At 60.3% G+C, this 9,551-nt stretch carries 7 protein-coding genes and 1 pseudogene; all 8 read right to left on the bottom strand.

The annotated features are described in order from the left end of the window. On the bottom strand, nucleotides 1–577 hold a 577-nt coding region (locus BSG20_RS34090; RefSeq protein WP_177309925.1), incomplete at its 3' end, for a TolC family protein. A gap of 157 nt (nucleotides 578–734) precedes the next feature. Further along, the gene (locus tag BSG20_RS34085) at nucleotides 735–3,839 is read right to left on the bottom strand and encodes an efflux RND transporter permease subunit (RefSeq protein WP_072382241.1); all 3,105 of its coding nucleotides are present in this window, start codon (nucleotides 3,837–3,839) and stop codon (nucleotides 735–737) included. 43 nt (nucleotides 3,840–3,882) lie between these two features. Then, the gene (locus BSG20_RS34080; protein WP_072382247.1) at nucleotides 3,883–5,100 is read right to left on the bottom strand and encodes an efflux RND transporter periplasmic adaptor subunit; all 1,218 of its coding nucleotides are present in this window, start codon (nucleotides 5,098–5,100) and stop codon (nucleotides 3,883–3,885) included. A 137-nt stretch (nucleotides 5,101–5,237) separates the two neighbouring features. Beyond that, on the bottom strand, nucleotides 5,238–5,840 hold the full coding sequence (locus BSG20_RS34075) for a TetR family transcriptional regulator (RefSeq protein ID WP_072382243.1): 603 nt from the start codon (nucleotides 5,838–5,840) through the stop codon (nucleotides 5,238–5,240). A 102-nt stretch (nucleotides 5,841–5,942) separates the two neighbouring features. Next, nucleotides 5,943–6,887, bottom strand: coding sequence for a phosphoribosylaminoimidazolesuccinocarboxamide synthase (locus tag BSG20_RS34070; protein ID WP_072382249.1), 945 nt, complete (start codon nucleotides 6,885–6,887; stop codon nucleotides 5,943–5,945). 81 nt (nucleotides 6,888–6,968) lie between these two features. Next, nucleotides 6,969–8,720, bottom strand: coding sequence for an SLC13 family permease (locus BSG20_RS34065; RefSeq protein ID WP_072382245.1), 1,752 nt, complete (start codon nucleotides 8,718–8,720; stop codon nucleotides 6,969–6,971). 99 nt (nucleotides 8,721–8,819) lie between these two features. Then, a pseudogene (locus BSG20_RS34060) lies at nucleotides 8,820–9,209 on the bottom strand (phosphoribosyltransferase); the annotation flags it as partial. Between the two features lie 162 nt (nucleotides 9,210–9,371). After that, on the bottom strand, nucleotides 9,372–9,551 hold a 180-nt coding region (locus BSG20_RS34055; protein WP_143147608.1), incomplete at its 5' end, for a transposase.

Genomic DNA, 9,551 nt, shown 5'->3' with positions numbered 1-9,551 from the left:
GCGACTTCAGGTTGGCGCGCGACAGCGCCAGGCGCTCCTGGAAGAAGCGCAGGTCGATGTAGGAATTGACCAGGTCCTGCAGATAGGTGAGCTTGGCAACATCAGCGCTGGAATAGGCGGCATCGAGGCTCGCCTGGGCGCTTTCCTTCGAACGGCGGTACTGGCCGAACAGGTCGAGCAGCCAGGAGACGTTGGCTTCGCCGCCGCTGATGTTGGTGGCGCCGCTCGCCGTGCGGCGCTCGCCCATGCTGCCGCTGGTGGTGTGGCTGGCGCCGACCAACAGGCTCGGCAGCGAGCCGGCCCCGGCCACGGTGACACCGCCGGCAGCCGCATTGATGCGCTCCAGCGCCTGCTGAACCGTAAGGTTCTCGTTCAGCCCCTCAACCACCAGACCGTTCAGCCGGGTGTCGCGATAGGCCGTCCACCAGGCCGCCGTCGACACGTCGCCGATGTTCTTGGCGCCGCCCTCGCTGAACTTCGCCGGAAGCGGCATCTCCGGGGGAACATGGTCCGGGCCACTCACACAGCCCGCGAGTAGAAGCAGAAGCGCCGGAGAGGCGAAGCGAAAAGATGCCATTAAAAATCTTCCTGTAACTCGACCAAATCTATTCTTGTCAGAAGCCTTCATGCTTCGCTATCGGCCGCGCTTCGCTCATACGAGAAACACCATCCCGAAGCAGTTGGCGGCAATGTATCAACGAGTCTCATCTTCTCACAGTGCATTTATATCACACTCACGCTTCATTTTTTTGCGTCCGCGAGAAGATCCGGCGGATGACGACGAAGAATGAGGGGACGAAGAAGATGCCGAGCGCGGTTGCTGCGAGCATGCCGCCGAGCACGCCGATGCCAATTGCGTTCTGCGCCGCGGAGCCCGCCCCGGTTGCAATCGCCAGCGGCACAACACCCAGAATGAACGCAAGCGAGGTCATAATAATCGGGCGCAGGCGCAAGCGCGCTGCCTCGAGAGTCGCCTCGAGCAGTCCCATTCCTGTTTCCATTCGGTCCTTCGCAAACTCCACGATCAGGATCGCGTTCTTCGCCGCTAGACCTATGGTCGTCAGCAAGCCGACCTTGAAGTAGACGTCGTTTGCCTGACCGAAGAGCGTTGCTGCGGCGAGGGCGCCGAGTACGCCGACCGGCACCGCCATGATGACCGAGAACGGGATCGACCAGCTTTCGTAAAGCGCCGCCAGGCAGAGGAAGACGACAAGCACGGAGATCGCATAGAGCATCGGTGCCTGCGAACCGGACAAGCGCTCCTGATAAGAGATACCCTGCCAGGCCACGGTGTAACCGCCACCAAGCTGTGCCGTCAAAGCTTCCATTTCGTTCATGGCGTCGCCGGAGCTCACGCCCGGCGCCGATGCACCCTCGAGCGGGATGGCGCTCACCGCGTTGAAGCGCGCCAGCGTCGGGGCGCCCTTGACCCATTCAGTGCGGGTGAAGGCCGAGAACGGAACCATCTCGCCGCTCGAGTTGCGCGCGTACCAATGGTCCAGATCGTTCGGCTGCATGCGGAAGGGGGCATCGCCCTGCACATAGACCGGCTTGATCTCGCCGTTTAACGTGAAGTCGTTGACGTCGCGGCCTGTAAAGATGACCGAGAGCATCGAGTTGACCGCGGCGATATCGACGCCCATCGCGCCGATCTTCTCCTGGTCGATGACAATCTTCATCTGCGGCTCGACGTCCTTGTTGTTGCTGCGCAGCGCCACGACCTTGCCGCTGGAGTTTGCAGCCTGGATCAAGCGCTTCGAGGCAGCGTCAAGAGCGTCGGTGCCATGACCACCAGTATCGACGAGATACATGGAGAAGCCGCTCGAGACGCCGAGACCCTGGATGGCCGGTGGCAACAACGCGAAAACCTGCGCTTCACGGAAGGTGAAGAAGGTCTTGAGGGCGCGCGTCACGACGGCTTGCGCATGCAGGTTGGGGGCCGTGCGGAGCGAGAAGTCCTTGAGTTTCGTGAAGACGATCGCGCTGTTCTGACCGGAGCCGTTGAAGCCGAAGCCAAGGGCACCAAAGACGGAATCGACGGCATCCTTCTCGTTCTCGCGGTAGTATTTCTCCACCTTCTCGACGACGGCCTGGGTCTGCTGTGTGGTCGACCCGGGAGGCGTGGTGACGATGGTCAGCAGAACGCCCTGATCTTCCTGCGGCAGGAAAGAGCTCGGCAGGCGGTTGAACAGATAGGCGCAACCGACGCCGATGAGAAGAAAGACGAGCATGACGCGGATCGGCCGTTTGAGCAGGTGGCCGATGGTTCTGACATAGCCGTTGGTGGAACGCGTGAAGTTGCGGTTGAACCAATCGCCGATCCGGTGCTTCCGGTGTTCGGCAACGGGCTTCAGCATGGTCGCGCAGAGCGCGGGGGTCAGCACGATCGCAACCACGGCCGAGAGCAGCATCGCAGACACGATCGTCACGGAGAACTGGCGGTAGATAATGCCGGTCGAGCCGCCGAAGAACGCCATCGGGATGAAGACGGCGGTCAGCACGAGCGCAATGCCGACGATGGCGCCGGTGATTTCGCCCATCGACTTCTCGGTCGCTTCGAGCGGTGAGAGCTTCTCTTCCGTCATGATGCGCTCGACGTTTTCGACAACGACGATCGCATCGTCGACGAGAAGACCGATTGCGAGCACCATGGCAAACATCGTCAGTGTGTTGATCGAATACCCGGCTAACGCGAGGATGCCGAAAGTGCCAAGCAGAACCACCGGCACGGCAATCGTCGGAATGAGCGTTGCCCGGAGGTTCTGCAGGAAGACCAGCAGAACAATGAAGACGAGGACAATGGCTTCGATCAGCGTGTGAACGACCTTTTCGATCGACAGCTCGACGAACGGGGTCGTGTCGTAGGGATAGGTGATCTCCACGCCCTCAGGCAGGCCACGACCGATGGTGTCGAGGGCAGAGCGCACGCGGGCGGCTGTATCGATTGCGTTGGCGCCGATGGCGAGGTTGACCGCAAAGCCGCTCGACGGCTGGCTGTTGTAGCGCGACGAGCCACCGTAGCTTTCCTGGCCGATCTCGATGCGCGCTACGTCGCTGAGGCGGACGGTGGAGCCGTCCTTCTCGACCTTCAGGATGATGTGCTCGAAGTCGGAAACGGTGGTCAGCTGGCTCTGCGCGGTGATGGTGACGTTGAGCTGCTGGCCGTCGACGGCCGGCTGGGCGCCGAGCGAGCCGACCGAAACTTGAGTGTTCTGCGCCTCGATTGCGGAGGTAACGTCGCCGGTCGTCAGCTGGTATTTCAAGAGCTTGTACGGATCGAGCCAGACGCGCATGGCGTAGCCGGAGCCGAAGATATTGATGCTGCCGACGCCTTCCAGGCGCTGGATCTGATCTTCAATGGACGTCGACATGATGTTGCCGAGGTCAACCGAGTTGCGCTTGCCGTCGGTCGAAACCAGCGAACCGACGAGCAGAATGCTCGAGGTCGAGCGGGTGACGCTGATGCCGGCGTCGATGACGTCGCCGGGCAGCTTGGACTGGACGAGCTGGAGCTTGTTCTGGACTTGCACCTGGGCGATGTCTGGGTCGACGCTGGTGCCGAACGTCAGCGAGATGCTGGCCGACCCGGTCGACGAGGTCGACGTCATATAGGTCAGGTCGTCGAGGCCGGTCATGCCATCTTCGATGATGGTCGTCACCGATTTTTCGACGGTTTCGGCGCTCGCGCCGCGATAGGTCGCATTGATGCGCACCGTGGTCGGCGCGATGTCAGGATATTGCGAAATCGACAGCGTGAAGATTGCGAGCAAGCCCGCGAGCATGATCGTGATCGCGATGACCCAAGCAAAGATCGGGCGTCGGATGAAAAACTTGGCCATTGGCTTACTGTTCCTGTGCGGCTCTGATCACGGTTCGTCGCGATTACTTCGCGACGGGCTTTTGCGCTTCACCGGATGCGGCCTGATCAGCGGGCACAACGATGCCCTTTTCATTGATTTTCATCGGCATTGGCTTGACGGGCATGCCTGCGGCAATCGACTGCAGGCCGCTGACGATCAACTGGTCGCCGTCCTTGATACCCTCGGTAACGAGCCAAGCATTGTTGGAGGGCGATGCATTCTCGAAGATGCGGGTTTCGACCTTGCCGTCGGCCGAGACGAACTGCGCCGTCAACTCACCATTTGCATTCCGGCTGGTGGCAAGCTGCGGCAGCGCATAGCCGACCTCTGCACCGAGTTCTAGCGTGGCGCGGACATACATGCCGGGCAGGATGATGTGATCAGGATTCGGAAAGCGGACGCGGATGATGAAGGTGCCGGTCGTCTCGCTGACGACGGACTTCGACATGTCGAGGGTGCCCTTCTGATCATATTCCTTGCCGTTTTCCAGGATCAGGCGGAAGGCGGCGTTGCCGGCATTGCCCTTGACTTCGCCACTGCGGATCGCGTCGCGAAGCCGCAGCAGGTTGGTGCTCGATTCCGTCAGGAGGATATAGACGGGATCGAGCTGGCGCACAGTGGTGAGCGCCGTCGTCTGGTTGGCCGCGACGACGTTGCCGACATTGTATGCCGTCTGGTCGATCACGCCGTCGAAGGGCGCGGTGATCTTCGTGTGGTCGACATCGATTTCGGCGGCGGTCAGGGCCGCCTTTGCGGATTCGACCTCGGCCTGCGCCTGCAAAAGATTGGTGCGCGCCGTCTCAAGCTCGATCTGCGTTGCGCCGGAACCGACAAGGCGCTGATAACGATCGAAATTGCTTTGCGCGCTTGGAACGCTTGCTTCTGCCTTGGCAATGGCGGCGCGCGCCTGCGCAGCGGTTGCCAGATAAGGCGCGTCTTCGATCTGATAGAGAACGTCGCCCTTCTTGACTTCGCCACCTTCCTTGAAAGGGATCTCGCGAATGATGCCGCTAACCTGTGGGCGAATGTCGGCGATCTGCGAAGCTTCGGCGCGGCCGGGCAGGATCGTGGTGACGGGGAAGGTGGCCTTCGTCAGGGATATGACGCCAACCGGGGCGGCCTGTTGAGCGGCTGCGCCAGCGGTGCCGGCCGCGCCCTGCTTGTTACCGCTATCGCTGCATGCGACGAGCAAGCCGCCGATAGCAAGAGCGGACGAAACGAGGAAAATGCGCCGTATCATAATGAATTCCTTGTGCGGTGGCGTCCGAACCAATGACCTTCATCAACGATGAAGACCGATCATCGATCCAGAATCGAATGCCACTGATCCGAATTTAAGAAAGACTTTACGAAGTGACGTAAGTTATGAATCGTCACTTAGCAAGCGCAATTTTGCAGTGCGGCATCCACGAAAATGACGATCTGCCTTGCGCGGTGGACAAGTGTGTCCTTATCATCACGGGCGATCAGAACAGGGTGCAGGACGCTCGCAAGGACATCGGCGACGGTGTTGGCGGCATCTTCCGGGCTGTTGCAATGATAGCGTCCCTTGGCGATACCTTCGCGTATGATTTCGTCGAGCTTCTGAACGATGCGCTCTCTATATCGATTGCCGGCCTCGAGCTTGGCTTGCACCGTCATCAGGACCATTTCGAAGATATATGGGTTCTGCTGGATGTCCTGCAGATGGCTGTCGAGCAGGCGCAACACAAAGCGCAGCAGCTGCTCGTTTGGCGGCAGTTCGTCGCCAAAGGTGGCAAAGCGATCTGCGACGTCGCCGAGGTGGCGTTCGGCAATGGCGTCGACAAGCGCGGTTTTCGAACGGAAATGCTTGAAGACGTTGGCCGGCGACATACCGAGCGAGGCGGCAATGTCGGCGATGGAAACGGCGACGAAACCGCGTTGGCGGAACAACAATTCTGCCATAGACAGAATGTCTTCACGGGTCTCTTCGGCCTTGCGTCTTGGCCTGCGTGCCATCCATTCCCCCGCCGGCTCGAGGTCGGCACCCAGTTTTGCAGATGCTAGCGCCAACGACTGAAGGCCTGCAAGCCCATGTTGCAGGCTTCCTGCCCGGCGATATTAAGAGACGTATGCTGACAGATTTTTACGGATGCGCTCGACCGGGGTTGCGCCGCTGTCGTCGGGAACAAAGCGTTGCGCCGTGATGCTTTCGTAGGCCTTGATGTAGACGTCGGAGGTCTGCTCAATCAGCTCGACGGGGATCTCCGGGATCTCGTCCTTGTAGGGGTCGCAGCGCTCCGCGACCCAGGCACGAACAAAGTCCTTGTCGAAGCTTGTCGGGCGTGTTCCTGCCTCGAAGCTTGCCTGATAGCTGTCGGCATGCCAGTAGCGGCTGCTGTCCGGTGTATGAATTTCATCCGCGAGAATGATGTTGCCACTCTCGTCCGTGCCGAACTCGTATTTGGTGTCGACGAGGATGAGTCCCCGCTTGGCCGCAAGGTCCTGGCCGCGCTCGAAGAGAGCCAGGGCGTATCGCGACAGCGTATCCCATTGCTCCTTGGTCAAGAGTCGTCGCTCGACGATCTCTGCCGGCGTCAGCGGTTCGTCGTGGCCACCATCGAATTCCTTGCTGGTCGGCGTGATAACCGGCGTCGGAAGCTTCTGATTGTCGCGCATGCCGTCCGGCAGTCGCATGCCGTACATCTCGCGCTCGCCCTTCTTATAAAGAGTGAGGATCGATGTCCCCGTCGTGCCGGCGAGATAGCTGCGGACGACGATTTCGACCGGTAGGATATCGAGTCGCTTGCCGATGACAACGTTCGGATCCGGATAGTCGAGAATGTGATTGGGGCAGATGTCCTTCGTCGCCTCGAACCAGTAGCGAGCCGTCTGCGTCAGCACCTGACCCTTGTAGGGAATGCAGGTAAGAATGCGGTCGAAGGCGCTCAGTCTGTCGGTGCTGATGATGATGCGCCGCCCGTCCGGAAGATCGTAATTCTCGCGAACCTTACCGCGATAGTAATTGGGGAGCTCTGGGAAATGGGCTTCGGAGAGGATTCGCACGGGCTCGACCATCCTTGTGCATTGATCGTGTACTTTCCCCTGCTCTAGTTCCATCGCCGGGGATGTCAAGCAAACCCGCTACTAAAGCCAGAAGAGATAGATGAGAAGTAGTGTCAGACCATAGCTCACCACCGTCAGCGGTGCGCCGGCCTTCAGGAAGTCGCTGAAGCGGTAGCTTCCGATGCCCATGGCCAGCGTATTGTTATGGTGGCCGAACGGCGTCAGAAAATCCAGCGAGGCGCCTGCGGCGACGGCAATCAGATAGGCGGATGGAGACTGATGCCCGGTTGCTGCGAAGGCGACGGCGATGGGGCTCATGACGATCGCGACGGTCGCGTTGTTGACAAAGGGCGTCAGGAGCATTGACAGAAAGAGAACGAGCGCCACCCCCGTGGTCGGTTCGGCCAGCGACACCATGGAACCGAGCGCCGCGGCGATGACTTGGGCGGTGCCCGTTGTAGCGACGGCGGAACCTATCGGGATCATCGCGCCAAGCATGATGATAATTGGCCAGTTGAGGTCGGCCATTGCCTGGCGAATGTTCAGGTAATTAAGGAGTGCCAGGGCAAGCACGACGCCCGCAAACGCAATATCAGGTGTGACGAGTTCGAAGGCCGTCGCCACGACGCCTGCAGCGAAAATGACAAAGGGCTGCCAGGACGATGCCGACATTCGGGACGGCGGCTGCGACGCCAGCGGGAGACACTCGCACTCCTCGAGCGCATCGGCGATCGCCTTTTGCTCGCCCTCCAACACCAGAATGTCGCCGATCGACAACTGCAGATCGGCAAAGCGCCCCTCGATCCGCGGTGAGCGCATCGAGAGGGCGCAAACCGTGACGTCGCGGCTGCTGAATACCTCCAGAGAATGCAGTCGCGAGCCAACCAGCGTGCTCTCCGGCATCACGACCGCCTCGACGGAGTCGAGATCGGCAATGGCTGCCTTCGCACGTCGCTGCGGAAGCAGCGTTCCGGACGTTTGAAGCCCATTAAACACCGTATCGTCCGCTTCGGCTAACAGCAGGTCGTCCGCCTCGACGACCAATTTCTCGGGCGTACCGAACACGAACTTGTCATTGCGAACGAGCGTATGAGGCTGCAGCGCGAACCGATCAGGCAGATCCGAGAGGTGCGCCCCGATCAGCGAGGAGCCCGCAGGGATACGTCGCTCCGTGATCCAGCGTCTCGGTGGCGAGGCACGTTCTGCCGAAAGCGCCTCGTCGATTTCGTTCGGAAACAGGCGCGGTGCGAGCCATGCCGTCAGCACGATGCCGACGGTGGCGACCGGAAGGCCGACATAGGCGAAATCGAAAAGGCGAAAGCCGGTGCCGCTTGCCTCCGTCCAGGCATTGCTGACTAGCATGTTCGCGGGCGTGCCGATTAGCGATACGATCCCACCCAAGAGGGCAGCAAAGGAGATGGGCATGATCAATTGCCGTTTTGGTATCGCGAGCGCGGCACTCACGCGCAGCGTTGCGGGTAGGGCGATCGAAAAGGCGCCGATGTCATTCATGAAGATGGAGATGAAGCCGGCTGCTCCCGACAAGGTGGCGATGACCGCGGTATTTGAAAATCTGGCCCGTACGAAAAAATCCGCGAGCTGACCGAAAAGTTGCGCCCGCGCAAGGACCTGCACAATGAGCAGGATCTCCACGACGGTGACGACCACTGGACTGGCAAAGCCGGAGAAAACCTGCTCTGCGGAATAAAGATGGAGAGCATAACCGGCGAGCAGACCGGTAATCGCGACCACCTCGATGCGGAAGCGCTCCAACGAAAACAGAACGAGCATCGCGAGCAGGAGGATCAGCAAGGATGCTTGATCGAACGTCATGGTTTGCCCCGAACCTCAATCCACGGCGAGAATGTAGCGGTTCGGCCTGCGCTGTACAGAGCGAAATATCGCATTCCGCGCTCCACGCTGATGATGCGCTCAGACAGCAGGCCGGCGCCAGGTGCCGGTCTCGGTGATCTCCAGCATCGGGGTGGAGAGCACACCAACTGTTCTTTCCCGCCATTGCGAACCGGCAGCATCGAGGGTCTCGCACCAGCGGCGTGACTGTAGCATCGCCGCACCGATTGCAACAGGCTCGACCCCGCACCCGGCAAGAAGCCGCAGGCCCGAAACGATCGAGGTTCCGCTGGAGATGACGTCATCGACCAGCGCCACACGTCGCCCCTGCAGCAGCGGCAGCATACGCGGATCCATATAAAGACGCTTCTGTTGGGTGGGGGTGGTAATCGACGAGAGCGCCACCGACAGGTCATCGCGGTACCAGAACTTCCGAGAGGTCCCGAGCGGCGCATATCGCGTATGCCCCACAGACCGTCCGAGAACTCTTCGAATGATGGAAAGTAGTTGATTTTCGGCGTGGACGGCGGCGTTTTGTCCAATTTCCAGCTTTTCCGTTTTCGGGTGCGATGGTGGCGTTCATGGGCATAGTGGCGTTTATTTTGGGTTGAGAACAACGCAAAATGGGGCGTTTTATGTCCGCAACGCGGCGATCAGGCCCGGCACACCGATGATGGAGATGGCCCTCTTGATGTTGTAGGCGAGCGCCGTCAGGCTGAACTCCCCGCGGACGTTTTCCAGCCGCCGCATCAGGAACGCGCCCTGGTTCATCCATTGCTTGATCGTGCCGAACGGATGCTCGACGCTCTCGCG

Source organism: Rhizobium tibeticum, from assembly GCF_900110205.1.
In the GTDB taxonomy this organism is placed as follows: domain Bacteria; phylum Pseudomonadota; class Alphaproteobacteria; order Rhizobiales; family Rhizobiaceae; genus Rhizobium; species Rhizobium tibeticum.
This window is presented reverse-complemented; position numbering and strand designations above follow the sequence as displayed.